A 24374-nucleotide genomic window follows, 5' to 3' on the forward strand; every position below is an offset into this window, starting at 1 on the left:
CTTGTCGAAGCACTCCAGGCGCTGCATACATCCCAGACGTCTTGATCGGCCCCTGCCTGGGCGGACCCAGCGGCCAACCCACGTGCCTATTAGGCGTACTTCTCCACCGAACACCTGGCCTGGCTGCGCGAGCGCGGGCTCGTCGCGCGCATCGCGCGGCCCGGCATCGAGTCCGGCGAACGCCTCGGTCGGCACCGCTGGAAGATCGAACGGTCGATCGCCCGGCTCTTCGGCTACCGCCGCCTCACCGTCCGATACAACGAAAGGGCTCGCACTTCCTCGCCTTCCTCGGCCTGGCCGCCCCCCCTGACCTGCTACCAGAAGCTCGCGAAACTTGCCACGTGAGACACCCTCTAAGACTCAGTTTGTCGGCCTCGTGAGGATCGCGGCATTTGCGCTTCGCCCGCCGGTCGCGGACGTGTTCAACGCAGATGGTCGGCGGCCGACGCCGCCAGCGCGAGCAGTTCGGCCGTGTCGTCCAGGATGGCCGGGTCGTCGGAGAGCCTGCTGGTGGCGACCCGGATGTGGGGCCGGGCGTAGGAGACGCAGAACCGGCTGCCCGGCGAGACGGTGACACCCCGGACGGCCAGTGTGACCAGCGCGGAGGTCTCGTCGGCCACGGGCACCCAGAGCATCAGCCCGTCCTCGTTGCGGGTGGGCACGCCATGACCGGCGAGGCGTTCGGCGAGGGCGGTGCGGCGCTCCCGGTACCGTCGGGCGGCCTCCTCGACCCGTCGGCCGGTGGCCGGGTCGGTGAGCAGATGGGCGAGCGCGTCCTGGAGGATGCGGCTGGTCCAACCGGAGCCGAACGTCCGCAGCACACGGGCCCGTTCGACCAGTTCCGCCGGGCCTCCGACCACGCCGAGCCGCAGATCGGGCCCGTACGCCTTGGAGTACGAACGGACCAGCGCCGTGCGCCGCGGTAGATGCGCCCCGATGCTGGCGGCCGGTTCCGCGGTGAGTGGGCCGATGCCGTCGTCCTCGACGACGGTGACGTTCGGCGCGGCCTCAAGCAGTACGGCGAGGTCCTTCGCCCGCCGCTCGCGCAGCGTCCAGCCGCACGGCACCTGGGCCCGCGACTGGTGCAGGAACAGTGCGGGCCGTTGGTCCAGGGCGCGGGCCAGGGCCTCGGGACGGGGGCCCTCGGCGTCGCAGTCGATGGGCAGGACCTGCGCGTCCAGGGCTTCGAGGATGTCCAGCAGCCGGGCCGGCGTCGGGTCCTCCACCATCACCCGGTCACCGGGCACGATCAGTGCCTGGCACAGCAGTTGTACGCCCTCGTAGCCGCCGCCGACGGCCGTCCACGCCTCGGGGGTGAACGGCCAGGTGGCGCGCACGGCGTCGAGCAGGCCGTCCGTGATGGCGGTGCGGGAGTAGTCGTTGAGCCGGGGGGTGCGCGCTCCGGCGAGCAGGGCGTCGGTCAGCCCGGGCAGCAGGGCAGGGTCCGGTGCGGCCACCGCGAGATCGAGGGTGAGGTGGCCGCCGAAGTCACCGACGCGCTCGAAGCGGACCGGGTGGGGGACCGACGGGGGTCCGCTGACCACCGTGCCGCGGCGGCCGAGCGTGGCGATCATCCGGTGCCGGCGCAGCACCGCCCAGGCCTCGGCCACGGTGCTGGGACTGACGGCGAGTTCACCGGCCAGCGCCCGCCTCGCCGTGAAGTCCGGCCGCGCGGACGCCTTCTTCTCCTCCCAGGCGCCGCTGACCTACTTCGTGCAGCAGTCCAAGGGCGAACTGGAACTCGCGGGCACCGGACAGTCCAACGGGTTCGACGACCTCTACCAGGGCGCCGTCGTCCCCAAGGACGGTCCACTGCGCGACGTCCTGCTCAAGGCGTTCCAGAAACTCATCGCGGCGGCCGTGGGCTGCCTTCCGGACGGCACGGCGTTCGCCGTCCTCCCCGGAGACTTCCCCTTCTTGTCCGGCGAGGTCTGGCGCCTGGTCGCCGGGTGCGAGCCGTCCGTACCGCTGCGCGGCGGTATCGGGGCGACGGCCGCGGGGCCGCAGGAGCTGGCTGGAGCCCTGGCCGAGGCCCGTTACGCCCTGGCCTCCGCACGGAGTACGGCCCCCGACGCTCCCTGCTCACCGATGTCACCACGCTCTCCAGCGTCGATCAGTTGCTGACCGGCATACCGACCGAGGTCCGCACCGCCTACAGACGCACCGTCCTCGGCCCCCTCCTCGAGACCGGCAGCGTCTCCTCCGCCGTGCTGCTGCACACCCTGCAAACCTTTCTCGCCTGTGACGGCTCCTGGGCCCGTACCGCCGAGGCCCTACACCTGCATGTCAATACCGTCCACTACCGAATCCAGCGCATCGAGCACTTCAGCGGCCGCGACCTGTCCCGCCTCACCGACCGCCTCGACCTGTGGACGGCCCTGCTGTGCCGATCGTGACAAGAGAGCGAGCCCTCGTCACTGATCCGCCGCCTGCGGGCCGATCTCCTCGCCCACGTCGGCGGTCACCTTGCCGATGATGCCGCCGTGATCGCCCTTCAAGGCGCCGAGGATGCGGTGAGCGGCAGGGCTGCGATCAGGGGTTGGTCTTGATCTTCTTCATGGTCAGGTGGGATTCGAGGCGGAGAACGGCGGGCAGGCCGCTGAGCTTCTCGGTGAGGAAGGCTTCGTAGGCGGCGTGGTCGGCGACCGCGACGCGGAGGAAGTAGTCGGGGCGCCCGTACATGCGGCGGAACTCGGTGACCTCCTCGTAGGAGGCCACGGTGTTCTCGAACTCCTGGAAGCTCTTGCGGTCCTGGGCGTAGATCTCGACGTCGATGAGGACCTCCAAGCCGCGGCCCAGGGCCTGGGGGTCGATGACGGCTCGGTACCCGGTGATGATGCCGGCTTCTTCCAGTCGCTTGACCCGGCGCAAGCAGGGTGGCGGGGTCAGGCCGACCCGCTTGGCCAGCTCGACGTTGGTCAGCCGTCCGTCCTGACGCAGATGAAACATAATTTCGCGATCCACTGCGTCGAGGGTGATTTCATTGCTCATACCTTGATCATAGAGTGGGAAGTGGCAACCATATGAGGCGGGATTCTTTCTAGAATTTCCCTCATGGACATAACCCCTGTCGTCACCGGGGGCCAGCCTCGGCCCGCGCCCACCCTGCCGCCCCCGATACGGTCCGAGGTCCGTGCGGCTTTGAAGGACTCCGCCGGCGTGGGTCTGGGATTTCTTCCGCTCGGTCTCGCCTTCGGGGCGTTGGTGACGCAGTCGGGCCTGGACTGGTGGTGGGCGGGGCTGTCCGCGGCGCTCATCTTCGGCGGATCGTTCGAGTTTCTGCTCATCGGCATGGTCGCCGGCTCCGCTCCGCTCGCGGCGATCGCGGTCTCCGCGTTGCTGGTGAACGTCCGGCACGTCTTCTACACGCTGTCCTTCCCCCTGCACCGCGTGACCGGCCGTCTCGGCAAGGCATACAGCACCTACGCGATGTGCGACGAGGCGTACGCGCTGACCACCGGCGAGCAGGCCCGCACCTGGTCCAGCCGCCGCATCCTGTGGCTGCAGTTCTTCCTGCACCTGTACTGGGCGGGCAGCTCCACCGCTGGAGCGCTGCTCGGCTCCCTCATCCCCGACAGCGTCACCGGCCTGGACTTCGCCCTGACCGCCCTGTTCACCGTCCTCGCCCTCGACGCCGTCCGAGACCTGCGGGGCGACGTGCCCACCCCCGTCCTGGCCGTGCTCAGCGCCCTGGCCGCCCGACTCCTCTTCCCCGGCCAGATGCTCCTGGCCGCCTTCACCCTGTTCACCGCCGTCCTCCTGGCCCGCCACCTCACCACGTCCCGGAAGCCCCGCCATGCCTGACACCGGTTACGTCATCGCCGCCGTCCTCGTCGCCGCCGCCGTGACCTGGGGCCTGCGCGCGCTGCCCTTCGCCGCCCTCACCCCCCTGCGTGAAAGCGGCACTGTCCACTACCTCAGCACCCGCATGCCCGCCGGGGTCATGCTGATCCTGGTCGTCTACTGCCTCCACGACCTGCCGGCGACCGAGGCCCGCGCCGCGGCGCCGCTCATGGCTCTGGCCGTCACCATCGGCCTCCAACTGTGGCGCCGCAATGCGCTGCTGAGCATCCTCGGCGGCACAACTGCCCACGTGATCCTGGCCAGCACGGTCTTCGCCCGCTGAAGCCGCACTCCGACCACCCGGCCCTGCCCACCGGCTCAACCTCCACCGACGGCACCCCGACCGCGCCGACGGCCACGCCCTCGGCCGCGGCGGTCACGACTGCAGTGCGTAGCAGTGGAATGAAGGGTCGAGCTGTGTCAGGCGGACCCGTGACCACGATGTGGTGAGCAGTTCGATCTCCTCGGTGTTGAGGTCCCATGCCTTGGGATGTCCTTGTGAGGGGTCATGGACGGAGGCGACCACCCAGAGTGTGCCGCCGGGCGCGAGCAGGCTGCGTACGCGGTTGAGGAAGGCGCTCTTGTCGGGAATCCATCGGTAGACGAGGCGGCAGGAGATGACGCTGAACGACGGGTGGGGCAGACCTGCGGGGTCGTCGTTGCCGAAGTCGTGGACGTGGAAGCCGAGATCCGGGTGGTTGCTTTGGGCAGTGGCCACCGCGGTGGGGGAACAGTCGATGCCTGCAGTGCGGTAGCCGAGCTGGGTGAGCTGGGCGGTGAGCGCGCCTTCGCCGCAGCCGATGTCGAGTGCGGGCCGGCCGCGGCCGGGGCCGAGGTGGCGGCGCAGCGCTTCGAGTTCGGCCTCGTTGATGGTCCGGTATCGCCGTCCGCTCTGCCACAGCGGTTCCCAGTACGCCGCGCCCGTCATCCGGGTGTCTGCCGGGCGGTTCATGCGGGCCAGCCCATCTGCGTGTACGGCTTGCCCTGGGCGATGGCGGCCAGGGCAGTGCGGGTGTAGTCGACGAGCTGCTCGGGCAGTGCGTTCAGTGGCCACCACCGCCACTCGGTGCACCGGTCGGGTTCGAGGACGCGGGGTTCTCCGTGCCAGTGGGAGGGGGCGAAGAAGAGCTGGACGCGGGGGATCGGACTGTCGGGGTCCAACAGGTCCAGGGTGTGTACGAGCGTGAGGTCACTTTCGGCGATGGTCAGGCCGGTCTCCTCGGCTGCCTCACGAGCCATGCAGGCCGCGGCGGATTCGCCATGCTCGCGGTGTCCGGCCGGCAGGTGCCAGGTGGAGGGGGCGAAGGCGCTGTCGGGGTGGCGTCTGCCGAGCAGGACCGCGCCGTCTTGGAGGAGGACGAGGTGGGCGCCGACGATGCTGCGGCTTCGGCCGCTCGCCTCGCGCACCTGGATGGTCGGTGGCGTGCCGACGTCCGCCAGGCGTGGGCGCGGGGCGCGTTGGTGCTCGCGCAGGACGGCCGCGGTACCGGGGTCCATGGTCATCTCCGCTGTCTCCTCGAAGCGGGTCCACCGCAGCTGGACGCCCTCGTTCAGCTCGATCTCGTGCGCGGGCCGGTTGAGCGTGCCCTGGTAGACCAGGACACGGTGCTTGAGGGCGCCGTTGGCATCGAGGCTGTCCAGGGTGACGAAGGGCGTGAGGTCGGGGACGGTCAGGCCGGTCTCCTCACTCAGTTCGCGTGCGATGGCCTGGCCACAGGTCCCGCCGTGTTCGGGGTTGCCGCCCAGCAGCGACCATTGGCCGGGGTTCCGGATGGGCTTGTGCGCGGAGCGCAGGTGTAGCAGGTAGCGGCCCTGGTCGTTGGTGAGCAGGGCGGCGGTACCGGGAATGACGGGCCACTCGATCGCGATCAGGGTGTGCTTTTTCCGGACGAGGTGCGCGCTGCCGCTGCTGGTCGGCTCGGGGGTGCGGGGGCGGACCGTGATGCGTGGGCAGATGGCGGCGCGGTGGTTGCGCTGCCAGTGCTGGACGCGCTCTGCCATCCCGGTCGCGGCCTGCCGACCTGCGGGCCCGTAACCGTGGACAACGAATTCGTGAACGCCCTTGCCGCACTCGCCGTCCCCGATCCGCTCTGTGACGAGCCGGGCGAGGGAGGAACCGCGCACGATCGCCGCGCCGGGCCAGTGCGGGGGCGGCGGACTGAGGACGCCACTGTCGTGATCCGGATCGACGGACAGACGGCAGAAGCCGGGGAGCGCTCCGGCCAGGTACAGAGTGAGGGAATCGAAGGGCTCCTCGCCGCCGACGGTGACGTGCGTGCGGACCTCGGACGCCGGCGTGTCGAAGGCTGGGGCGAGTTGCTCGACGGGCAGCGGGGTTCCGTCTTCGAAGGCGAGGTGGATGCCGCGTCCTGGGATGGTGCGGCGATGGCTGTTCCAGGCGCCGGCGCCCTGCATGGGGACGAAGCCGCATACGGTGATCGGCTCATCGCTGACCAGGGCGTCGGCGTGCTTGGTGAAGCCGATGGACCACACGTACTGGTGGATCCGCAGCGGGGCGACGAGGCGCCCGCCGTCCGCAACGAGGCCGAGCCAGGGCAGGTCCCAGGTGTCGACCGTCACGATCACGGCGTCAAAGCCGCCGGCCGGGACCACCTCCGGCGGCAGGTGCTCGGCGTCCGCGGTGACGACGCGGACACGGTCGTATCCGGTGGCCTTGAGGAAGCGCGTGGCGCGCTCGGTGACGGCGGCATCGATGTCAACGGTGGTGACGGCACCGGTCGGGCCGGTGAGTTCGGCGGCCAGGGCGGCGTTGAAGCCGCCGGAGCCGATCTCCAGGACGCGGTGGCCGGGGCGCAGGCGGGCCGCTTCGAGCATGTCGGCCTGCAGCCATGGTGCGGAGACGGAGCTGCTGACGCGACCGTCGGGTGCGTGGCGGGGCACGGTGCGGAAGGCGTGCTCCACGGAAGGGGTGCGGATGTGGCCCGCCGCGAGGAGCCGGTCGGTCAGGCGGTCGCGCAGAACGGCGCAGGTGTCGCCCTGCGGGAGGGCGTCGGTGGGAGGCGTCGGCATGGCGGGCCTTTCGGGGACGGCGGTCATGAGGACTCCGCGGCGGTGGGTGAGGCGGGGCGTGGGATGGGAGGTGCCGGGGCGTACTGGGCTGCCTGGGCGTCGAACATCGCGGCGTAGCGGCCCCGGGCGGCCATCAGCTCCTCGTGGCTGCCCTGCTCAGCCAGACGACCCTGGTGCAGAACGTAGATGCGGTCGGCGTGGCGGACTCCGGACATGCGGTGGGTCACCAGGACGACGGCCCGGTTCGGCGCGGCGAGCCGGCGGATGCGGTCGAACGCGGCGATCTCGGCTTCCGGGTCGAGTGCGGAGGTGGGCTCGTCCACGATGAGGACGCTGTCCGCCGAGGAGGTGGAGCTGCGCCAGTGGGTGCGGGCAAGGCCGATCTTCTGCCATTCGCCACCGGACAGTTCGCTGGCGCCGCGGAACATCCGGGCCAGCAGACTCTGCAGGCCGTCGGGGAGCTTCGCGATGATCGGCCCGGCTCCCGCGTAGTCGACGGACGGCTGAAGGTCCTCGGGTCCTGCCTGATGGGAGGGCCGGCCGATGCGGATGTTCAGCGCCGCTGTCACGGGCCAGCGCTGAAAGTCCTGGGTGAGCAGGGCGACACGCTCGAAGAGCTGGGAGCGGTCCAGGCAGGCCACCTCGGCATCGCCCCACAGCACCGTCCCGCTCTGTGGCAGCAACAGGCCCGACAGCAGCTTCATCAGGGTGCTCTTGCCGGAGCCGTTCTCGCCGACCACGGCGGTGACCGAGCCCATGGGCAGCGTGAGTGACACCTCGTCCAGGGCGGGAGTCTCCCGGTCGGGGTAGCGGTAGGTGATCTGTGCGAGCGCGACCTGCCTGACCCGTGCCGGTACGGGATCGCCCCCGCTGGGGATGGTCCGTCGCGTCGCCTCGTCCAGGAAACGGGAGTGATCCCGGACGTAGAGCGATTCCTCGTGCAACTGGTTCACGTTCATCACCAGCGCACCCAGGCTCGCCGATCCGGAGCGGACGGCGATGACCGCGGTGCCGGCGACGGCCAGGCTCATGTGTCCGCTCGTGATCAGCCAGAACATGGTCCCGTACGTTGCCGCCATGGCCAGGCCGGACAGTGCGGAGGCCACCCACTCGGTGGCGGCCTTGCTGGAGGCCAGCCGCTCCTGCTCGGCTTCGGCGCTCTCGGCCATGCGCTCGTAGCGGCTGAGCAGGAACGGCCCGACGGCGTGGATGCGGACTTCCTGCGCGGCGGTGCGTTCGGTGAGCAGGTTGCCGATGAGGCGGCCGGCCCGTACGTGCTCGATCCAGCTCATCACCGACACGTACCGTTCCTGTGCCACGCGCATGGCGCCCCAGCCCCGCGGCGCCGCGATGAGGATCAGCATCGGCAGCAGGGCCGGGTGCAGGACGGTGAGCACGCCGGCGGTGGAGATCAGGGAGATGCTCCCGTTCAGCGCGGCCACACAGGCGCCGACCATACGGCGGGCGGATCCCGCGCCGTACTGGGCGACGTCGATCAGCCGCCGGAACTCCGGATCCTCGATGGCCTCCAGCTCCACCGACGCGGCGGCGGCCAGGTATTGCGTCGTGGCGACCCGCTCGACCAGAGGCTCCATCCGGCCCGCCCGCGAGGTCGACCATGCGGCCAGACCCGAGTTGACCACGGCTGCCCCTGCGGCGGCGAGCAAGCCGGGCAGCACCGCGTGCAATCGCTCCACCGGAGTGCCTGAGCCGAGCAACGCGTGCATGACGGCGTTGACCGCGAGTAATCCGACTGCCGCCGCGACCCCTTGTCCGATCTCGCTGATCGCGACGGCGAGCAATGCGCTCCGGTCCGCGTCCCACGCCATCCGTAAGGTCGCCCTGACCAGCCTCGGCATGGAGCGGAGAGCGGACACCATGGTCAAGTCGAGTCGCGCGTACTCGTGTTCGGACCAACCCATGTCGTAGCGCAACGGACCGCCGAACAGCTCCCGTTCCGCATCCGAGACCCGGGGTTCGGCCATCCGCACGCGTCCGAAAAACCCCTTCACAGGGCGCCTCCGAGCACGGGCCGGTTCAGCGCCCTGTACGAGGGCCCGTGGGTGAGCATCGCGAAGATGGCCGCGGTGTGGAGGTGGTCGTCCGGTGGGGGTTTCTCCACGGAGGTGAGTCGTCCGTCGACGCCGGGGAGGTTCGTCATGCCAGGTACCTCGTATCCGGTCGCGATGCGCTGGCAGGGAACCCGATGCCGCCGTCAGTGGGGCGAACGGCAGTGCCCGAGGGAGCGGCGATGGTTTCGAACACAGGATGAACGGACGCAGGCCGGTGCAAGGTACGCATGGGCACTCCTCAGGGCGTGATGCGGATAGGTGATCGGATAACTGAAGGATTCCTGTCGCCGTTACGGGTCTGCGGGGGCGAAATCTAGAACGAGATCTCGATTAACGGGCGCAACCTTGATAGGGCAGAGGGTCGCGCGCTGTGATGCTGCGTTCGATCACTCCTGTGGGTGTGGGTACTGCTTCTGGGGGATTGCGGAGAGGCGTCAGCGTGGCAGCGCTTCGTGGGCGGCCCCTTCTTTCGGTCCGGGCGACGACCGCGCACGTCGCGGTCGGCATGTCCGGCGCGGCTGAGCACGAACTCCAGCGCGGGGGCGCTGTGGAACGGGGACGCGTTGCCGCCGGCGCTGACGCTGATGGCAATGGCCTGCGCCAGGTACGGGCCTGCGCCAGGGGGTGCCGTGCAGTGGGAAGGTCACCGTGCTCGATGTGCAGCAACGCCGTCACGAGTGCGGCCTCGTACAGGTCCTGCGTCCGGGGCAAGGCCGCCGCCGCCATGAGCGTGCCTTCAGCGGGAGGTCGAGGCTGTGGGCCCGGCCGTCGATCCAGCCGGCGGCGTCTGGTGGTGGCGCATCGTGCAGGGTCGCGATGCGGTTCGGACTGGCGTTCAGGTGGGCGCGCAGCTGGTCCAGGTGCGTGCCCTGACGCAGGTCGGGGGGAGTTGCTGGTCGTCCTCGGCCAGGAGCACGCGCTCCGGCACACGGAACCGGCCCATCCAGGCGTGCAGTTGAGCGGCCCACTGATCCAGCGTCGCGGTGCGGCCATGGGCGGCCTGGGCGGTTGCCCCGTGCTACCGTGTACCGTTTGCGGCGTCGCTGTGTTGGTGCTCCGTTCGGTGTCCCTGGCTGGTGGCCGCGTCCCCGCCGCGCCTTCCTCGGTACGGTCCCTTCGGAGGAAGGCTCTCTGTGAGCGAATCAGTACGTGCCGATGCCCGGCAGCAGGACGATGTATCCACCGCGCCGGGCGCCACTTCGGCGGTGTCCACGGCGGTGTCCTTCGCGCAGCTGGGGCTGCCGGCCGAGGTTCTGCGGACGCTCGACGAGCACGACGTGACCGTGCCCTTCCCCGTCCAGGTGGCGACGCTGCCGAACGCGCTCGCGGGACGGGACGTCCTGGGCCGGGGCCGCACAGGATCCGGCAAGACGCTCGCCTTCGGCCTGGGGATGCTCGCCCGGACGGCCGGGCGGCGCGCGCGGTCCAAAGAGCCGTTGGCGCTCGTTCTGGTGCCCACCAGGGAGCTGGCGCAGCAGGTCGGTGAGGCGCTCACCCCGTACGCCGAGGCACTGCGGCTGCGGCTCGCGACCGTGGTGGGCGGAGTGTCCATCGGACGACAGGCCGCCGTGCTGCGGGAGGGCGCCGAGATCGTCGTCGCCACGCCCGGTCGGCTGCACGACCTCATCGAGCGCAAGGGCTGCCGACTGGGACAGGTGCGCATCACGGTCCTGGACGAGGCCGACCAGATGTGTGGCATGGGGTTTCTGCCACAGGTCACCGAGATCCTGGACCAGGTGCGTCCCGACGGGCAGCGCATGCTGTTCTCCGCCACCCTCGACCGCGACGTCGACCAGCTGGTGCAGAGCTACCTGCGCGACCCCGCCGTCCACTCCGTGGACCCCTCGTCCAGCGCGGTCTCCGCGATCGAGCACCACGTCTTCGTCGTGCACGGCCCGGACCGGTACGCGGTGACCACGGAGATCGCCGCCCGGGACGGCCGCGTCCTGCTGTTCCTGGACACCAAGCACGGCGTTGACCAGCTCACCCGGCATCTGCGGGCCAGCGGCGTGGCCGCCGCCGCCTTGCACAGCGGGAAGTCCCAGCCGCAGCGCACCCGGACCCTGGCCCAGTTCAAGAACGGGCAGGTCACCGCGCTGGTTGCGACGAACGTCGCCGCACGCGGCCTCCACGTCGACGACCTCGACCTGGTGGTCAACGTTGACCCGGCCACCGACCCCAAGGACTATCTGCACCGCGCGGGCCGCACGGCCCGGGCCGGCCGCTCCGGCACCGTCGTGACACTCGTCCTGTCGGGACAGCGCCGCGAGACGAGCCAGATCATGACGGACGCCGACGTCGCCCCCAAGGTCACCAAAGTGCGGTCCGGCGAGGCGGAGCTGAGCCGGATCACCGGCGCCAAGGCCCCCTCCGGAGTGCCTCTCGACAACGGGCCCGCCGCACCGCGCCCCAAGAACCACAACGCCCCGTTCCGCGGCCTGGGCACCACCAAGGACGCGAAGGGCGGTTCCGGCGGCAGGCCGTCCCGCAAGAGCAGCGAGGCCCGCACGCTCGCGGAGGCCCGCAAGGCGGCCCGGGTGCGGCGCGGCGGTTGAGCCCGGCTTCCCGGACTGCCGGGCGTTCGCGGCGGTCCTCGCGACCGACCCCGGACGGAGCACACCCACGCCGACCACCAGGAGGCGTGAAACGGGCGGCCTCGCTCCTGATCCGGAGCAAACTCCCAGATCAGGTCGGACCTGCCCACAACTTCTCTGGAAGCAATCTCAGAAGTGAACATCCTGGCCGGGAGTATCGGCTCTTGGGGAAGGTTTCGGCAGGAGATCGCGTTGCAGGAAGTCGTAGCATGAGACGGGGTGTGTTGCGCCCTTGATCGATGTGACCGCTGCTAGCGCGAGGAGGTGAACGGGATGAGTCCCTGCAGCAGTAGTCCCAGCTCCCATTCCGTTGCCCCCGAGGCGCCCGGCGGTCAGCGTGTCGCCGTCTGACGGCCTGCCTCGACTCGAAGTGCGAAGCGCCAGGCAGTGATCGTGTTCGCCGCCGGCGCGCCTCGGGTGCCGATCAGGCGGAGGTGCGTCATGACGATCACCATCACGCTGCCCCGTTTCCCTGTCCCCGCGGTCACCGAGCGCGGCCTGCGGCAGCTGCTGCCGGCCGCCGAACCGGCGATCCTCGCCCTGGCCGACGCCTGCGGCATCGGGATGCCGGTGAGCCTGCTGTGGCTCAGCGTCAAGCTCGCCCGGTCCGCTGTGCAGAACTGACCGACAGTGGCCCCTTGGAGGCAGACGGTGAACGGTCCGCAGGAAGAAGCCCGCCTGGCGGTCCGCCGGGCGGGCCAACGGCTGACCGAGGACGCGGCTGCCTTGATGGCCGCGTCCGGGGAGGCCGCCGAGATCGGGTTGGAGACGCGCGCGGAGGAACTCCGCCGCGCCGTCCTCGTTGCCTGGAGTGCCGGCGTGGCGCCCGAGGACATTGCCCACGACGCAGGTGTGGAGGTCGGTGTGATCCGTGACTGGGTCGGACCGGGCCTCGGCTCGTAGCCGCGTCAGACTGGCCACCGCCGGCGGTGCTGGTGGTGGCCTGCTCCTGTTCCTTCGCCATGGATCCCCGTCGCCGTGCTCGCCTCGGTCGGCGCCGCCGCCGGCCAGGGACTGCTCATCAAGGGCGGCCGCTACCTGGAAGCCCGCGAAAGCCGGACCGTGCGGTCGGGGCCACGGTGAGGTGGGGACCCTGGGGGCGACTGGGCCGCGGGTGCGGGCACAGTTGCGAGTTCAGCGGCGTCGCCGGTCCACCGGGGCCCAGTGGTCGGAGGCGTCGTGGGCGGGGCTGAAGCGCCCCTCGGGGTCGTCCGGGGCGAACACCCGCATAGTGGTCTCGGCGGTGATCTTCAGTGTCCAAGCGGGTTTGGCGTGGCTGCCGGCGTAGGTCACCTCGGCCGTGAGGCGCCAGGTGAGCAGGCGCCGGTCCTCGGTGTGCGGGGCGACGACCACCCGCCGGGTCTCGCCCACGGGTACGGTCAGCGGCAGCGCGGAGCTCGGATTGAGCGGGTGTCCCGTGTTGCCGACGGCAGTCCGGACGACGGGCGGTGTCTCGTCCAAGAGGATCTCGTGGTCCGGCATGAGCATCGGCTGGTAGTTCTCCAGGCCTCGGCGTCGGGCGTCGGCCAGGTCCTCGGCGAAGGAGATGGAGGGGCCGGGCAGGGGAGCGACCACCACCCCGTCGGGCCGGAACTCCTCGCGGGAGACGACCTCGGCGCGCAGCGCGCGCAGGACCACGGGGACCGTACCGTTGGCCATCAGATCGACATACACGTTGTGGCCGGAGCAGGGGATGTCCAGTGGCTCGGGTCCGACCTCGGAGCTGGGCAGCAGTCGCACGCTGATGTGTGTCAGTCCGAGTACGCGGGTGGCGAACCGGACACCGTCGTCGGGCGCGGTGACGCCGGACGGCCTGCGGGTGGGTGGCATCAGCTCACGCTCCATTCCGTGCCGCGGGGCGGCCTGGCCATCGTGCGGAAGGGGTGTCCCGCAAGGTCGATCAGCGTCGTCCCCTGTCGGTCCTCGCAGATCCAGTCGAGCTCCAAAGTCCAGACCACGTAGGAGTGTTCGGCGACGACGAGCAACTCGAAGACCTCGGGATCGTCCGGGCTCACCTTGTACGAGAAGGGGCGCCTGTCGTCGCCTCGGGGCTTGAGACGGGGAGGGTCGGGGTCGAGGAGGACGGTGTAGCGGCGGGGCGAGACGACTCCGGCGTGCGGCATGAGGTACCCGCGCGGGCGATGCCGTTCGAGCACCACCGGGCGCAGGGCGCTCAGTACGACCGTCCTGCCCGCGAGCGCGGTGACGGTGAGCCGCAGGATGAAACCGCTGGCGGGCACGGTGCGGTCGGGCTCGTCGCCGAGCGCGGGCACGTGGAAGAAGCTGGTGTCGGTCAGCTTGACATGACAGGCGAGCGGTGCGGGCGGTCCGGCGGGCAACGGGTCACGGGTACCGGAACCAGTACCCGTGCCGGAACCGGGACCGTCTGTGGCCGGTGCGCGGCGACGGCCGAGAACCTCGGCCAGCTTCTCCACCGCCACGCCCGTGATCACGGCGGTCAGCGCGGGGGCCAGCCAGCCCGGCGTCTTGTCCGAGGCCCACAACAGAACCACGCCGAGCCCGGCGGCGGCTGTGGTGCCGACGGCGGTGCGCAGAGCGTCGCGAGCTCTCATCGCACCCCCGTCGGTCACAGCGCGCTACGTGCTCTCAAGTCTCCTCCTTCGTAGAGGTGTTGAGCAACCGTGCCGCGCGGTGGGCGGGACGGCCGATCACGCCGGCAACTGCACCTCGCCGGCGTCGCCGCACCGCCGTCGAAGACGAGCCGGTAGTGCTGGTACGTGTGCGGGGACGGGACTGAGAGTGCGGGTTGTGGTGTTCTGCCGGTCTTGTCATCGCTCGATGGTGTGACGTTGGGGCATCGCTGCCGGTCAGGAGTTCGGGGTTCGTTTGGGTGGTGGCATGAGCATGCGCAACCCGGAACCGAGCGATCTCACGGATGAGCAGTGGGAGCTCGTCGAACCCGTGATCACGGCATGGAAGGCCTGGCATCGGTCAGTCAGCGGGCATCAGGGGAAGTATGCGATGCGGGAGATCGTGAACGCGACGCCTGTTCAGCCGGGGCATCCTCATCGAACCCGAACCCGGCTTGTTCGCCCGCCCCGACGCCTGAGGGCCCCCACCCGCGAGCAGCGATCCTTCCCCAACCTCAACCACGAAACGGACAAGAGCTCACGTTCCGCACTCTCATAGGTGAGTTGAATGCTGGCCACCACCACCTCTGAGTCGACCGGGTTCCGGATCGGCGGACGCGGGCCGGCGGTACCGGCCCGCGTCGGGTCAGCGCACGGTGACGGGCTTGGTGGTGGCCGTGCCGTTGGCCCAGCCGTTGCGGTGGGCGGTGATCTTGACCGTGACCTTCTGGCCACGGTCGGCCTTCACCAGGACGTAGGTGGACTTGGTCGCGCCGCTGACGGACTTGCCGTTGCGCTTCCACTGGTACGTGTAGGAAGTGGCGGACGGCGACCAAGTGCCGCGGGCAGCCGTCAGCTTGTAGCCGACCTTGGCGGAGCCGGAGATCGACGGCGCGGTGGTGGCCTTCAGGGCGGGGCCGACCGCGACCTTCAGCGCAGGGGAGGTGGAAGCGACGGAGCCCGCGCCGTTGCTGACCGTGACCCGGCACGACACCTTGTGGGCGTAGTCGGCAGAGGTGAGGGCGCGGGTCTTGGCGGTGGCGCCGGAGATGACCGCGCCGTCGCGCAGCCAGGACCAGGTGGCCTTGGTGTTGGTGCCGTTCCAGGCGGCGGAGCAGGTGAGGGTGGAGCCGGTTCGGGCCGTTCCGCTCACCGCAGCGTTGGTGGTGATCTGCGGCTTGGTCTGCAGGGTCTGCGACTGGGACCACACCTGGGAGGTGTAGCCGCCGCTGCCGGTGTACTCGGCCTTGCGCCACAGCACCGTGGCCCGGCCGTCCGGTCCGGCAGCCACCTCGCCGGCGAGGGCGTCGGTGTTGGGGACGGCGGCGACGGGCGTGCTGTTCAGAGCGGTGGCCTTGCTCCAGGAGCCGTCGGCGCGTACCGCCCACTCAAGGTAGTTGTCGTCGCCGTTGTCGATGCTCGGCACCTGCGGCCACACGACCTGCACGGTTCCGTCAGCGCCGATGGAGGCGTCCACCTGCCAGTTGACGTAGCCGGTGGACAGCGTCTTCGGCGCGGACCAGGTCCCGGTGCTCGCGGTGCGGGTCACGGTCTGCACAACGGGGGTACCGGCGGTGCGGCTCCAGCCCGTCCACACGTAGGTGACGTCACCGTTGGGCGCGGCCAGCGGTTCGCTCCCGGCGCTGTAGTCGATGGCGGAAACGGCGGTCTGAGCGGCACCCCAATTGCCCGAAGGAGCGGTACGGGTGGCGGATTTGAGGTCGTCGGCGCCGTTGCGCCACAGCACGGTGGTGGCGCTCTTGGCGTCCATCGCCACCTGTATGTCGCTGGACGTGGCGTCGGTGCCGGGCAGCACGGAGGCGCTGCTCCAACTGGTCTGGGCCGAGGTGCGGGTGGCAGTGGAGACCGTGTGCTCGTAGGTGAAGCGGTTGAGTTCATCCCAGACCGCGGTGGCGGCTCCGCCGGGGGCCACCGCGAGGTCGATGCTCCAGATGGATCCGGTGGTGGTGGAGCCCAGCGTCCGGGGTGCGGACCACACCCGGTCGCCGGGGGCGAGGGAAGCGGTCCTCACATCGTAGTTCCGGTACCCGTCGCCCTGGTCCCATACGGCGGTGAAGGTGCCGTCGGCCGCCGCGGCCAGGCGGGGCGTGGACATGTCCAGGCCGTCCCAGGCGGCGAGCGTGGCCGGGGCGGACCAGGCTGCCGTCGCCGGGTTCCAGCCGACGGCCAGGGCGACCAGCGAACCGTCTGCACCACTGCCGTCCAGCCAGGTCACCACGGCCCGCCCGTCGGCGCTCACGGCAAGGACGGCCGCGGAACTCTTGTCACGTCCGGTCGCCAGGGTGTGCGGCGCACTCCACGTCGCTCTGCCTGCAGGCCGGACGGCGGTCCGGAAATCCCAACCGCCGGCCCCGGCGGCCTTGTCCCGCCACAGCGCGAACGCGGTGCCGTCACCGGCCACCTGGACATCGATGAGAGTCTGCTGGCCGTCCGCTCCGGTCAGGGCGACGGCGGTGCTCCACGGCCCCGCCGACGCGGTGTACCCGGCGGCGGCAGAGGGAAGGGCGATGCCCGACGAGACCGCGGCCACGGTGGCGGCGAGCGCCACGGCGACAGTCTTCGGTCTGCGTATCTTCAGTGCCATTACGGCTCCTGTCTCAGGCGAGCGCGTCTTGCGCCCGGCATGCTCGCGCACATCGGAGCGAGGGGGGCGCAGCACCGGCGGAGGACACAAGGCGTAGATGCCCTCATGCGGATCACGACGCCACCGCTCCCGCGCCGTGGTCATGATGACAGGACGAAGTAGCGGACCATGCCGCCGGGTGCCGGCCATCCTGTACGGACCAAGATGCGCTCCGCTCAGCGCACCACCGCCATGGTGTCCGGCCCTGCGAACCCACCGCGGGAGCGCCCGGCGACCACACCATCGCCGTGTGCTGCTTCGACAACGCCAGCGCGCGATGCGCCAAGCCCCTGCTGCTGTGGTACCCGCCCCTCGACCCCGACCGGCTGACCGTGCCGGCACTGGACAGCCGCACCGGGGCGGCGCCGGATCTCGACACCCCCGTGCCCGTGGACCACTGGGTGCTGCTCTCCACCGATCAGGCTCCCACCGGCTGGGGTGAATCCGTCGACTACCCGCAGGACATGCGCCACAGCCTGCGCGCTTTCCTCCCCGCCGCCGCCGTCGTGGGTCGGTACTACGGCCGCGAACAGAGCCTGCTCAACGGGGATTTCACCATCAGACACCGTGACCTTCTCGCCGACGACCTCAACCGCATCGAGCGCCAGCAACCGTCCCGCCGCTGAAAGGCAGGGCGGCCGGACCGTCGCGCGTCAGCCGAACGCCGACATCACCCAGTCAATTTCAGCGGCGTGCCCGCTCTGCGACTGTCGCCAAGTTTTCAGCGACGTACGGCAATCAGCTCCTCGCCCTGCGCGGAGCCCCGGCATCCCTGAATCCGCCTGGCAGGCCCTGCGTCCCGTGGGTGCGCTCCGCGATCCAGCCGGCCATCGCCCGTACGCCGACGCCGATGGCGCGCTCATCCGGGGAGAAGTCGGGATAATGCGGGTAGCTCGTCGTGATGGCTGCTCCAGGAGCACGGACGCCGAGAAACGTGTATGTACCGGGGATCCGGTCCAAGTAGAGGGCGAAGTCCTCGCCGCTGAAGGGCGGGAAGGCGGCACGAAGCTCGGTGACCGTGTCACGGCCGACGGTATGGCGTAGGTGACGGGCGAGCAGGTTGGCGTCGCGCGCTGGGCAGACCATGGCCGGGAACGGCTCGGCGGGGAAGCGCGTCGCGGCCCCCGCGTACGGCAGGCTCGCTCGGCGGATGTCCTCGCGGACCTCCACGTACCGCTCCGGCGGCCAGCAGCGATAGGACACCTTCACCGTGGCCTCCTGGGCTGTGGCGCGGACGGCTACGAACTGGGCCAGCGGACCGTTGGGCGTCTTGGCGTCGGCGACGATGCGCTCCAGGTCCGCTGGGGTCTGCGGCAGCGCCACCGTTGCAAGCGCGCCGATGTCGACGGCCAGGCGCCGCGCGGCATCGAGTGCGTCCGGCCCGGAAAGGGATACCTCCGCCTTGTCCTGGCCCGGCATCCCGTAGCCCGGAGTCACAGCGAACTGGCCGACCGGGAACGGCCCGCAGTGCAGCGCGTGGATCTCCTCGATGCCCATACGTTCCAACACGCCCGCGTCGATCAGTGCGCGGGCGCCGGACAGAGTCTCCTCCGCAGGCTGGAAAAGGAAGACCGCTGTTCCGCTCAACTGCTGCCGCAGCCGTGCCAGGACCTGGGCGACGCCGATACCCACCGCGGTGTGGACGTCGTGGCCGCAGACGTGGGCCGGCGCGGGACCCGTCCCGACGATGTCTGTGGGCGGAACCGCGTCCATGTCCGCCCGATAGGCAACGGTCCGGCCCGGACACGTACCCCGCAGGACACCGACGACACCATGGCCGGCCACCCCGGTGGTGACGGTCAGCCCCGCCGCCCGCAGTTCCCGGGCCACCACAGCGGCCGTGCGCTGCTCCCGCCCCGGGGCTTCGGGGTGCCTGTGGATGTCCCGCCGCAACTCGATCAACGCGCGCTCCAGACGCGCCGTTTCGGCGACCACCGCCGCCTGTCTCACCGGCCCTCCCCACCCGCCGGCCACGGCCTTCCCCGCGCCTGCAAACACCGTTCCCACTCCGGCCGCCGCTGCGCCGGCCAGTAGCGTGCGGCGCGTGAGAGCGCGTTCCATGCGACGAATCACTGTCTCCCCCTTCGGCTCACGTGGTTTCCCGGGACACACGATCGCCGACGCTGATGCCGCTGCCCATCCGGCCAGCCACCATGGGGGAGTGGGGGTAACCACACCCCTGGGCGCAGGATTGGGTGACCGGAGGCGCAGCGGCTCCGGGTGGGGGAGTAGCCGCGCTTGGCCTCGAAGCGTTCCTGGTCCGGGTTGATGGTCATGTCCTGTCGGCTGACAAGGGCCCAGGACGGGGTGTACTTCCACGCTGCGACCAGTGGCAGCTGGCACGCTGCGTTAGGCAGCGCACCTGGTCGTAGCCTGGCTCGTCCGCCTCGCAGGGCGCTCTACGAGCGCCAGCAGTTCGAGGTCCTCGCTTTCCATCAATGGAGTCCTCGTTCTGCACCGACCAGGAGCGAGCCGACCTCGCCGACCGGCTGCGCCGGGCCGTCACCGGGGGGACGACCGGCGCGTCCGGGAGGCGCTCCGCAGGTGTCATCCGTTGCGCGGCGGCAGGCTTGCAGCGTCTCGGGCGCCACGAGGCTGATGCACCGGCTCGACTGCAGCCCGCAGGTCCCCGAGCGCCGCGATGGTGGAGCGGCCGATGTAACCAGACGCCGCCAGCTTCTCCAGACAACGCGGGGAACAGGTGGCAGCGCGATCCGCTCGGGTCACGGGCGGCCAGTGCCTGCACGTTCCGTGGCGATCAGCAGCCGGTGCGCCACGTCGATCCAGCTCTCCTCGCCCGCAATGCCGGCAGCGGCTCTCCCGCCCTGCCCTGGAAGACAGCGGAACAAGGCGCGGCCACCTTCGTCCTGCTCGCTGTCTCCCCGCACACCGAAGGCGTCACGGGCCAGTACTTCGAAGACTGCCAGGAAGCGGAACTGCTACATCCGGACAACCTTCACGGGGAGTCGCCGACTACGCGCTCGACGGCGCCGGCGCCGCTCGCCTGTGGGCGCTCTCGACGAAGGCCGCCACGCGATCGTAGAGGCCGTTGACCCCGCGCAGCCCGCCCTTGCGCCTGCCGACCGCAACGGTCGGCAGGCGCAAGGCGTGTGCGGCTGAAAATCCCCCTGCCCGTGCCACATGGGTGACGGCCGTGTTGCACCCCCATAACAGATAGTCGAGTATCAGTTAAAGGGAGTGGGTCGTGTCAGGGCAACGGGTGCCGGCGGGCCGCGTCGGAGGCGGCCCGGCTCTCTCCGGATGCGTCCCCGCCTGCGCCCCCATGCCGGTCGGGCGTCCGGGTCCGGCCGCCTCGCACAGGCACCGTCAGCTTGCCCGAACCCCTCACCCAGGAGATGTTCATGGCCGCGACCGCCCCCGCACCGCAGTTGCCGTTCGCCCGCCCGAACGCCCTGGACCTCGCACCGCTGTTTGCGCGCCTGCGCCAGCAGGGGCCACTGGCCCGGGTGACCACTCCGGCCGGTGACCCCGCCTGGCTGGTGACCACCTACGACGAGGCCCGCGCGATCCTGGGCGACCCCCGGTTCGGCAAGTCGCACCCCGCGCCAGAGACCGCGTCCAGGATCTCGTCGGCCGCGATCCAGTCCGGGCCCATCAGCACGTTCGAGGACGAGGCCCGCGAGCACGCGCGGATGCGCAGGATGCTCGTACCCGCCTTCACCGCACCCCGTATGCGGTGTCTGAGCGCAAGGATCGAGCACCTGGCCGGGCGCTGCCTCGACAGCATGGAGGAGGCCCGGCGCAGCCGTCCTGATGCGCCGGTCAACCTGCACGAACACCTCTCGTTCCCGCTGCCGGTCCAGGTGATCTGCGAACTGCTCGGCGTGCCGAGCGGCGACCGGGACCTGCTGCGCGGCTGGTCCGAGCGGATCGGCGTCCTTCACGGCGGGGCTGACGGGCAGGCGGCCATGGCGGAGTTCCAGGCGTACGTCGCAACGCTCGCCAAGGAAAAGCGCCTCTCGCCCGGCGAGGACGTCATCACCGACATCCTGAAGGTCCAGGCCGAGGACGCGACCTTTACCGAGGACGACATGACCCGCCTGGCAGCGGGCCTGCTGTTCGCCGGCCACGAGACCACCTCGACCCGCATCGACTTCGGCGTGATGTTCCTGCTCAGTGATCCCGCTCGCCGAGACCGCTTCGCCGCCGACCCCGCAGCGCAGGTGCAGGCCACCGTCGAGGAGATCCTGCGCATGGCCGCACCCGGCGGGCTCGGCCTGATGCGTTACGCCCGCGAAGACGTCACCATCGGCAAGGACGTCATCGCCCGGGGCGACGCCGTCCTCGTCGCGATCAACTCCGCCAACCGTGACGCGAAGAGGTTCGAAGCCCCGGAGACCTTCAACCCCTCACGCACCCCCAACGCACACCTGGCCTTCGGCCACGGCGGCCACTACTGCATCGGCAACGCCCTGGCCCGCACCGAGATGCGCATCGCCTTCACCGCCCTCTTCCGCCGTATGCCCCGCCTGCACCTCGCCGTCGACCCTCACACCCTCCCTGACCACACCGAACGGCTGGCCGGTGGTGTGAGCACCGTCCCCGTCCTTTGGTGACACGCTTGCCTGACGACCACGCCGTGACGGACGAGGAGAAGCAGAGCATGCACCGGGAAACCGACACCGACCGATGCGTCGCCTCTGGCCAGTGCACCCTGAGCGCGCCCGCCGTGTTCGACCAGAGCGACGACGGCAAGGTCATCGTCCTCGACGCCGAGCCGCCACTGGCAGATCACTCCCGCACGCGGCAGGCCGCCGCCCTGTGCCCAGCCGGCGCCATCCACGTGCACGGCGAGTGACCCGCCCGCCATCAGAATGCCGGCGTCCGGACAGCCCTCACGCCTCCGGGCGCCGCAGCGCCGGAGCCCCGCACGGCAAAGGACGCGCCGCGACGGGCGAGAGGCCGTCCACGACCAGCGCCACATAGCGCCGCCACCCGTCCTCACCCGGATCCATCGTCCACAGCACGCTCACCAGCATGGTCATGAGGCGGCGCAGGTCCTCCGGCACCAGGTCGTCGCGCACCACGCCTTCCCGCTGACCCCGCTCGATGAGCGGGGTCAGCGCGTCGAAGAACCGGTCACCGACCTCCGGCGTCAGCACTCCGGCGCCGCGGGCCGCGGTCAGCAGGTTGTAGGCGTCGGCGGCCGACGACAGCGCCGCCTCCCACACCTGCGTCAGACCGCGCCGCACGTCATTGTCCCGGTCCGCCCGCTCCACCGCGGGCAGCACCTGTTCGGAGAACTGCTGGTCCAACACCGCGCGCAGCAGCACACCCTTGTCGGGGAAGTGACGGAACAGCGTCGCGATCCCCACCCCTGCATGCCGGGCGACCTCGTCCAGCGAGGGGTCGGGCCCGTGTTCGGCGAATACCTCACGCGCCGACCGGACGATCTTGTCGAAATTACGTGCCGCATCGGCACGCAGCGCTCGGGGGGTACCAGCAGGCATGTCCCCACCTTAACAACTGATAGTTAACACTCAATTCGGGTTGACAGGCGTTCCGGGGCGAACCGATATGGGCAGCGGAATCGCGGAAGTCCGCGCCCGAGCGGGGCTCGCCGTGCCGGTGTGCGAGACCGGCCCGGAAAGCCTCAAAGCCGGACGCGATGCCGCGCTGGGCCGAATCTGCAGCCGCAGGGGCCCATAGAGTGGACGCAACCGAGAATCATGCCGTTGTCGATGTCCTCGGCCGTGGCCATGTTGGCGCGCCCGCCAACCGGGCGAGCAGGGCGGGCGGAACGGCATGGTGTGAGTGCCCGAAGGGGGCTGAGGCCGGAGACTGGTGGCCTGGAGCCAAGCAGGAGAGAGAGCATGGACGACCGCAGCCGCTCAGGCGCCCAGGACTCCGTCACCACCGGCACTGACCGGGGAGCCGGCAATCGGGCCGGGGTGCTGGGCACCGCACTCGCCGGCGTGCTCGCATTCGCGCTCTCCTCCGGCTCGTGGCAGTGGTTCTCCGCCTACCTCGGCGTCACACTGCTCGCGTTGATCCTCGCCTTCACCCGCCCGCCGGCCCCCACGCACGGCGCGAGGTCCGAATACGTGCGGAACCTGACGGCCTACTCGCTGGTCGTCGGCCTGTGCGTGGCCCTCGCGGCGGCCCCCGCCATGCAGCGCTGGGCCTGGTTTTTCCCGATGCCGGGCACTCGCATCAAATGCGCCCACCTGGGCGGCTACGCGGCGCTTCAGGCGCAGGCCGCCCTGAGCGGCCTGGGCAGCCACGGCAGCGACGCCCTGGCGTACGCGAGCGACCAGAGCCAGCACGCCGTCAACGACTGCCTGGCGTCCACGACGACGCTCTGGCTGCCGGTGTACGCGTTGGCGGCAGCCCTCCTGGCGGCGCTCGGCGTCTGGCTTGTGAGTAGAACCGGCGCGCGACGGACGACTGCCGGGGAGCGGTGAGAGGTTTCCTGCGTCAGCCCCCGTCATCGCGAAGGCCCTCAGTCACACGACAAGACCGCCCCCCCGGCTGGTCATCGAAGCCGGCGGCACCGGGGGCCGATACTCTCGGCGACCACACGCGGTGACGCCAATGCCGATCTCAATGAGGAATGCACGACACCTCAACATGCTTGACGCTGGGGTGCGTTTCGAAAGTGCTGGTCACAGCCACTCGTTGCTGGCTGCGACCAGCACATTTGAAACGCGCCCTAGCACCGGCCATCGCCCTCAACGCCTGCTACGGAACGCCCACCCCGATCGAGACCACAGCGGTACGACGCATCGCCGCTCTCGATTCCCTCCTCGCCATCACGGTGGTGGCAGCAACGGCCGCTGTGGCAGTCCCGGTTGCAGCAGGATGGATCAGCAGCGCCAATGGCTCCGTCACTGAATCCGCTGTACGCAACCTGGCCTCTTGCACCGGACTCGCCCTCATCGGCAGAACATTTCTCGGAAACCACGCTTCGACAGTGATCCCAACACTGCTCGCCCTGACCGTCTCAGTCTTCGGCTACGGACCGGAACAGGCAGCCCACTGGTGGGCCTGGCCCGCGGCGCACCCTTCCGACATGCTCCCTTGGGCGAGCTCCACCGCGCTTCTCATTATCGGCCTGTACCGCACGGCCCAAACAGACTTCCCCACCGCTCCTGAACAGCACGCGTCGGCCAGACGATCCGGATCAGCTGGTTCCGCCACGCGCGGAAGGTGCACCCCCTCGGGGCCGACACGGAACCTCAGGCCCGTCTGCGGGCCGCTTCCCGGAACCGCCACGTGTCGCCAGCGTCCTGCGGTGCACCGTAGGAGCCTCGCCGAGCCCCGTCAGCCTTGGCGAGATGGGGGAGGCAGGAGGTCGTGTTCGGGGGGCCCTCACCACTGTGTAGCAGAGTGTTCGCACGGGAGCGGGGAAGAAGCCTGGCGGGAGGGAGGACAGGAGACACTGTGACCGTCCTCGCGATCTTTCTCTTCATGATTGGGACGCTGCTCGTCCTCATTGGGGCACTCCTGATCCTCATCGGGACGTCTCTGATCGTCGTCGGGGCGACCTTGATCCTTATGGGGACGGCCTTGATCGCAGTAGGCGCGTTCTTGCTAATCCGGAGGCTTCTCGGACATGAGCGAACGCAATCTCACCCCT

23 protein-coding genes and 1 pseudogene are annotated in these 24374 nt (G+C 70.2%); 12 read left to right on the top strand and 12 right to left on the bottom strand.

What is annotated here, in order from left to right; genetic code table 11:
- Nucleotides 1–422: 422 nt before the first annotated feature.
- Nucleotides 423–1610, bottom strand: coding sequence for an aminotransferase class I/II-fold pyridoxal phosphate-dependent enzyme (locus ACWC91_RS24360; RefSeq protein ID WP_450643693.1), 1188 nt, complete (start codon nt 1608–1610; stop codon nt 423–425).
- Between the two features lies 1 nt (nt 1611).
- Here ACWC91_RS24360 and ACWC91_RS24365 point away from each other — a divergent pair, with 1 nt between their 5' ends.
- Complete coding sequence (locus tag ACWC91_RS24365) at nt 1612–2124, top strand: hypothetical protein (protein WP_450643694.1); 513 nt, start codon at nt 1612–1614, stop codon at nt 2122–2124.
- Nucleotides 2118–2396, top strand: a complete 279-nt coding sequence (locus ACWC91_RS24370) for a PucR family transcriptional regulator (RefSeq protein ID WP_450643695.1) — start codon at nt 2118–2120, stop codon at nt 2394–2396. Before ACWC91_RS24365 ends, ACWC91_RS24370 begins: the two co-directional genes overlap by 7 nt.
- A 136-nt stretch (nt 2397–2532) precedes the next feature.
- On the opposite strand, the gene ACWC91_RS24375 is transcribed toward ACWC91_RS24370, so the two are convergent.
- Nucleotides 2533–2991: an Lrp/AsnC family transcriptional regulator gene (locus ACWC91_RS24375; protein ID WP_281156874.1), complete on the bottom strand. Its 459-nt coding sequence runs from the start codon at nt 2989–2991 to the stop codon at nt 2533–2535.
- A gap of 63 nt (nt 2992–3054) precedes the next feature.
- Between ACWC91_RS24375 and ACWC91_RS24380 the strand changes: the two genes are divergently transcribed.
- Both ACWC91_RS24380 and ACWC91_RS24385 read left to right on the top strand, forming a co-directional pair.
- Nucleotides 3055–3804 (top strand): AzlC family ABC transporter permease, encoded by a 750-nt coding sequence (locus ACWC91_RS24380; protein ID WP_450643696.1) that lies wholly within the window; start codon nt 3055–3057, stop codon nt 3802–3804.
- Nucleotides 3797–4126, top strand: coding sequence for a branched-chain amino acid transporter permease (locus ACWC91_RS24385; RefSeq protein WP_450643697.1), 330 nt, complete (start codon nt 3797–3799; stop codon nt 4124–4126). Before ACWC91_RS24380 ends, ACWC91_RS24385 begins: the two co-directional genes overlap by 8 nt.
- Before the next feature lie 93 nt (nt 4127–4219).
- Here ACWC91_RS24385 and ACWC91_RS24390 read toward each other — a convergent pair whose 3' ends face one another.
- The 5 genes from ACWC91_RS24390 to ACWC91_RS24410 all read right to left on the bottom strand — a co-directional run bounded on the left by ACWC91_RS24390 (nt 4220) and on the right by ACWC91_RS24410 (nt 9921).
- Complete coding sequence (locus ACWC91_RS24390; protein WP_450643698.1) at nt 4220–4795, bottom strand: class I SAM-dependent methyltransferase; 576 nt, start codon at nt 4793–4795, stop codon at nt 4220–4222.
- Nucleotides 4792–6900, bottom strand: a complete 2109-nt coding sequence (locus tag ACWC91_RS24395; protein ID WP_450643699.1) for an NUDIX domain-containing protein — start codon at nt 6898–6900, stop codon at nt 4792–4794. The genes ACWC91_RS24390 and ACWC91_RS24395 overlap by 4 nt, the downstream gene beginning before the upstream one ends.
- On the bottom strand, nt 6897–8858 hold the full coding sequence (locus ACWC91_RS24400; protein WP_376504811.1) for an ATP-binding cassette domain-containing protein: 1962 nt from the start codon (nt 8856–8858) through the stop codon (nt 6897–6899). The genes ACWC91_RS24395 and ACWC91_RS24400 overlap by 4 nt, the downstream gene beginning before the upstream one ends.
- A gap of 23 nt (nt 8859–8881) precedes the next feature.
- On the bottom strand, nt 8882–9034 hold the full coding sequence (locus ACWC91_RS24405; protein WP_281156868.1) for a hypothetical protein: 153 nt from the start codon (nt 9032–9034) through the stop codon (nt 8882–8884).
- Nucleotides 9035–9780: 746 nt separating this feature from the next.
- The gene (locus ACWC91_RS24410) at nt 9781–9921 is read right to left on the bottom strand and encodes a hypothetical protein (RefSeq protein WP_376504822.1); all 141 of its coding nucleotides are present in this window, start codon (nt 9919–9921) and stop codon (nt 9781–9783) included.
- Between the two features lie 157 nt (nt 9922–10078).
- Here ACWC91_RS24410 and ACWC91_RS24415 point away from each other — a divergent pair, with 157 nt between their 5' ends.
- The 3 genes from ACWC91_RS24415 (at nt 10079) to ACWC91_RS24425 (ending at nt 12442) form a co-directional block, all read left to right on the top strand.
- Nucleotides 10079–11500 (top strand): DEAD/DEAH box helicase, encoded by a 1422-nt coding sequence (locus ACWC91_RS24415; RefSeq protein ID WP_450643700.1) that lies wholly within the window; start codon nt 10079–10081, stop codon nt 11498–11500.
- Nucleotides 11501–11980: 480 nt separating this feature from the next.
- Nucleotides 11981–12163 carry a hypothetical protein gene (locus tag ACWC91_RS24420; protein ID WP_401781250.1) on the top strand — a complete coding sequence of 61 codons (183 nt, stop codon included), beginning with the start codon at nt 11981–11983 and terminating at the stop codon, nt 12161–12163.
- 27 nt (nt 12164–12190) lie between these two features.
- On the top strand, nt 12191–12442 hold the full coding sequence (locus ACWC91_RS24425) for a hypothetical protein (RefSeq protein ID WP_225080905.1): 252 nt from the start codon (nt 12191–12193) through the stop codon (nt 12440–12442).
- Between the two features lie 231 nt (nt 12443–12673).
- On the opposite strand, the gene ACWC91_RS24430 is transcribed toward ACWC91_RS24425, so the two are convergent.
- Entirely contained in the window at nt 12674–13369 is a 696-nt protein-coding gene (locus ACWC91_RS24430; RefSeq protein ID WP_450643701.1) for a hypothetical protein, read from the bottom strand.
- The gene (locus ACWC91_RS24435; RefSeq protein WP_225080903.1) at nt 13369–14112 is read right to left on the bottom strand and encodes a hypothetical protein; all 744 of its coding nucleotides are present in this window, start codon (nt 14110–14112) and stop codon (nt 13369–13371) included. Before ACWC91_RS24435 ends, ACWC91_RS24430 begins: the two co-directional genes overlap by 1 nt.
- A 286-nt stretch (nt 14113–14398) precedes the next feature.
- On the opposite strand from ACWC91_RS24435, the pseudogene ACWC91_RS24440 reads away from it, so the two are divergent.
- Nucleotides 14399–14542 (top strand): annotated as a pseudogene (locus tag ACWC91_RS24440) (IS5/IS1182 family transposase); the annotation flags it as partial.
- A gap of 234 nt (nt 14543–14776) precedes the next feature.
- Here ACWC91_RS24440 and ACWC91_RS24445 read toward each other — a convergent pair.
- Nucleotides 14777–16735: a hypothetical protein gene (locus ACWC91_RS24445; protein WP_450643702.1), complete on the bottom strand. Its 1959-nt coding sequence runs from the start codon at nt 16733–16735 to the stop codon at nt 14777–14779.
- 287 nt (nt 16736–17022) lie between these two features.
- Between ACWC91_RS24445 and ACWC91_RS24450 the strand changes: the two genes are divergently transcribed.
- The gene (locus ACWC91_RS24450) at nt 17023–17400 is read left to right on the top strand and encodes a hypothetical protein (RefSeq protein ID WP_450643703.1); all 378 of its coding nucleotides are present in this window, start codon (nt 17023–17025) and stop codon (nt 17398–17400) included.
- A gap of 112 nt (nt 17401–17512) precedes the next feature.
- On the opposite strand, the gene ACWC91_RS24455 is transcribed toward ACWC91_RS24450, so the two are convergent.
- Nucleotides 17513–18835 (bottom strand): M20 metallopeptidase family protein, encoded by a 1323-nt coding sequence (locus ACWC91_RS24455; RefSeq protein WP_450643704.1) that lies wholly within the window; start codon nt 18833–18835, stop codon nt 17513–17515.
- Between the two features lie 1301 nt (nt 18836–20136).
- Between ACWC91_RS24455 and ACWC91_RS24460 the strand changes: the two genes are divergently transcribed.
- Both ACWC91_RS24460 and ACWC91_RS24465 read left to right on the top strand, forming a co-directional pair.
- Nucleotides 20137–21351: a cytochrome P450 gene (locus tag ACWC91_RS24460; protein WP_450644084.1), complete on the top strand. Its 1215-nt coding sequence runs from the start codon at nt 20137–20139 to the stop codon at nt 21349–21351.
- 5 nt (nt 21352–21356) lie between these two features.
- On the top strand, nt 21357–21593 hold the full coding sequence (locus ACWC91_RS24465; RefSeq protein ID WP_450644086.1) for a ferredoxin: 237 nt from the start codon (nt 21357–21359) through the stop codon (nt 21591–21593).
- Nucleotides 21594–21630: 37 nt separating this feature from the next.
- Here ACWC91_RS24465 and ACWC91_RS24470 read toward each other — a convergent pair whose 3' ends face one another.
- Nucleotides 21631–22245: a TetR/AcrR family transcriptional regulator gene (locus ACWC91_RS24470; protein ID WP_225080897.1), complete on the bottom strand. Its 615-nt coding sequence runs from the start codon at nt 22243–22245 to the stop codon at nt 21631–21633.
- 363 nt (nt 22246–22608) lie between these two features.
- On the opposite strand from ACWC91_RS24470, the gene ACWC91_RS24475 reads away from it, so the two are divergent.
- The gene (locus ACWC91_RS24475) at nt 22609–23199 is read left to right on the top strand and encodes a hypothetical protein (protein ID WP_450644088.1); all 591 of its coding nucleotides are present in this window, start codon (nt 22609–22611) and stop codon (nt 23197–23199) included.
- Nucleotides 23200–24374 lie beyond the last annotated feature (1175 nt).

Source organism: Streptomyces sp. NPDC001204 (assembly GCF_053598035.1).

Coding starts and splice junctions, on each gene's coding strand:
- ACWC91_RS24445 (WP_450643702.1), bottom strand. CDS start 16,735: ATGGCACTGAAGATACGCAGACCGAAGACTGTCGCCGTGGCGCTCGCC.
- ACWC91_RS24420 (WP_401781250.1), top strand. CDS start 11,981: ATGACGATCACCATCACGCTGCCCCGTTTCCCTGTCCCCGCGGTCACC.
- ACWC91_RS24475 (WP_450644088.1), top strand. CDS start 22,609: ATGGACGACCGCAGCCGCTCAGGCGCCCAGGACTCCGTCACCACCGGC.
- ACWC91_RS24405 (WP_281156868.1), bottom strand. CDS start 9,034: ATGACGAACCTCCCCGGCGTCGACGGACGACTCACCTCCGTGGAGAAA.
- ACWC91_RS24395 (WP_450643699.1), bottom strand. CDS start 6,900: ATGACCGCCGTCCCCGAAAGGCCCGCCATGCCGACGCCTCCCACCGAC.
- ACWC91_RS24430 (WP_450643701.1), bottom strand. CDS start 13,369: ATGCCACCCACCCGCAGGCCGTCCGGCGTCACCGCGCCCGACGACGGT.
- ACWC91_RS24390 (WP_450643698.1), bottom strand. CDS start 4,795: ATGAACCGCCCGGCAGACACCCGGATGACGGGCGCGGCGTACTGGGAA.
- ACWC91_RS24455 (WP_450643704.1), bottom strand. CDS start 18,835: ATGGAACGCGCTCTCACGCGCCGCACGCTACTGGCCGGCGCAGCGGCG.
- ACWC91_RS24400 (WP_376504811.1), bottom strand. CDS start 8,858: ATGGCCGAACCCCGGGTCTCGGATGCGGAACGGGAGCTGTTCGGCGGT.
- ACWC91_RS24380 (WP_450643696.1), top strand. CDS start 3,055: ATGGACATAACCCCTGTCGTCACCGGGGGCCAGCCTCGGCCCGCGCCC.
- ACWC91_RS24385 (WP_450643697.1), top strand. CDS start 3,797: ATGCCTGACACCGGTTACGTCATCGCCGCCGTCCTCGTCGCCGCCGCC.
- ACWC91_RS24375 (WP_281156874.1), bottom strand. CDS start 2,991: ATGAGCAATGAAATCACCCTCGACGCAGTGGATCGCGAAATTATGTTT.
- ACWC91_RS24470 (WP_225080897.1), bottom strand. CDS start 22,245: ATGCCTGCTGGTACCCCCCGAGCGCTGCGTGCCGATGCGGCACGTAAT.
- ACWC91_RS24460 (WP_450644084.1), top strand. CDS start 20,137: ATGGCCGCGACCGCCCCCGCACCGCAGTTGCCGTTCGCCCGCCCGAAC.
- ACWC91_RS24435 (WP_225080903.1), bottom strand. CDS start 14,112: ATGAGAGCTCGCGACGCTCTGCGCACCGCCGTCGGCACCACAGCCGCC.